Raw genomic sequence first — 2,094 nt, forward strand, 5'->3', positions numbered from 1 at the left:
TCTCGGCCGGCGGAGGCACCGGCAACTCGGCCGTGGCGCTTTGCGACATGATGGCGGCGATCCTTTGCTGCTCGGCGACCTGGCGCGGATGCGGCTCGACACCTGGGATCACCGGGATGTTGTCCGTATCATGGGCCGCCTCCATGTAGGTCTTCCAGGCTTCCGCCGGGAAACTACCGCCGGTCACACGGGCCATGGGTGTGAAGTCATCGTTCCCCAGCCATACACCGGTCACGTATTGGCCGGTGTAGCCCATGAACCAAGCGTCACGATAGGCAGAGCTCGTTCCCGTCTTACCCGCGTTGTTGGTGTAGTCGAGCTGCGACCGCCTCCCGGTTCCATCGGTCACGACCGAACGCATCATGGAATTGAGCTGCTCGACGACCTTTTGCTCGAAGATCCGCTTGCGTGGCGGCTCGTCACGATCGTGATTGTAAAGGAGCTCTCCTGGAATGGTCCGGATCTCCTCGATAGCATAGGGCCGGACCTCAATGCCGCCGGATGCAAATACGGCATGGCCACCGACATGCTCGAGCGGCGTCACGCCGTTGTCACCGAGCGCGAGCGAGCACGTCTTCTTCAGGTGCCTGATACCGATCTTCTCCAAGTCGGCGAGCACATTCTCGCGGCCGGCTTGAAGGGACAGCTTCACAGCAACGGTATTGATCGACTTCGCTAGCGCCGTTCTGACGGTCATGCGTCCCCGGAACCCGCCAGAGTAGTTTTTTGGTGACCAGCGGCCGCAGCTGACATAGCCGTCACTGACCACCGTGTTGGGCGTGAAGCCATGCTGGAGCGCTGTCAGATAGACGTAAGGCTTGAACGAAGAACCCGGCTGGCGATAGGCGTGGGCCGCCCGGTTGAACTGGCTTTGGCCATAGTCCTTGCCGCCGACCATGGCGCGCACCGCGCCGTCGGTCTCCATCGAGACCAGGGCGCCGTTATTGAAGTTGCGCGAGCGGCCATACTTGTTGACCGTACCCTCAAGTGCGTCGTCGGCGGACTTTTGCAGGCCAAGGTCGACCGTCGTCCGGGCCACGACGATGTGGTTGGGCTTGCCGGCCATGAGGCGCTGCACCTCCTCGAACGCCCAATCTAGGAAGTAATCCGGTGTGTTGGAATCGCCGCGCTCGACGATCCGGGCCGGGTTCAGCCGGGCGCCGTAAACTTGACCCTCGCTCAAATAGCCTGCCTCGACCATGTTGGTCAGCACTTCGTTGGCGCGGGCGCGGGAGGCGGCGAGGTTGACATGGGGTGCATAGCGGGTTGGCGCCTTGAACATGCCGGCGAGCATGGCGGACTCGGCCAGTGTCACCTCGCGAATGGACTTGCCGAAATAGTAATGTGCCGCGGCTTCGACGCCGTAAGAGCCGCCGCCGAGATAGGCACGGTCGAAATAGAGCTTGAGGATTTCGGGCTTGGTGTAGTGGTTCTCGAGATAGACGGCGATGAACGCTTCTTTGATCTTTCTCGACAGCGCTTTCTCCGGCGTCAGGAACATGTTCTTGGCGAGCTGCTGGGTGAGCGAGCTACCGCCCTGCACCACCTGATCGGCGCGGGCGTTTTCGGCAAGCGCACGGAACGTACCCATGACGTCGATGCCGAAATGGTCGAAGAAGCGCCGGTCCTCGGTGGCCAGCGTCGCCTTGATCATATGATCCGGAATTTCCTCGAGGGGCACGGAGTCGTCGCGCAGGAGGCCGCGTTTTCCGATCTCGTTGCCATAGCGGTCAAGGAAGGTGACGCTGTATTCGTCGGAGAGGTTGATCTTGCCTTGGGCGACCTCGAAGGCGGGGAGGGCGAAGGCGAGCACGACCAGCAAACCGTCCACACTCAAGGTCAGTCCCTCGCAGGCCAATTCATTGCAGGCGCGCCAGAAGCCCTTGATCTCGAAGCGGCCGAAGAAAGAAGAATAGGCGCTCCACCAATCGCGGAAGCCGATCCAGGCGGCATAGAGCCCGGAATCGATCCAGGAATCGATCTTCAGCCAATCGATGAGCTTGCCGCGGCTATTGCCTTGTAGAAAGTCCCACAATTTACCCCGACCTCTTCACTGCGCGGCCGCCCGGCCACACGAAATCCGGCCGTCCAAAA

Annotated in this window: 1 protein-coding gene; it reads right to left on the bottom strand. The window is 61.3% G+C overall.

Features of this window, described 5'->3' with window-relative positions; genetic code table 11:
* Window positions 1-2,035 (bottom strand): transglycosylase domain-containing protein (locus ACSLE4_RS10395; RefSeq protein WP_435904385.1); only part of this gene is annotated, 2,035 nt, incomplete at its 3' end.
* Window positions 2,036-2,094: the final 59 nt, after the last annotated feature.

The sequence above is a fragment of the Methyloceanibacter sp. genome, assembly GCF_051306395.1.
GTDB lineage: Bacteria > Pseudomonadota > Alphaproteobacteria > Rhizobiales > Methyloligellaceae > Methyloceanibacter.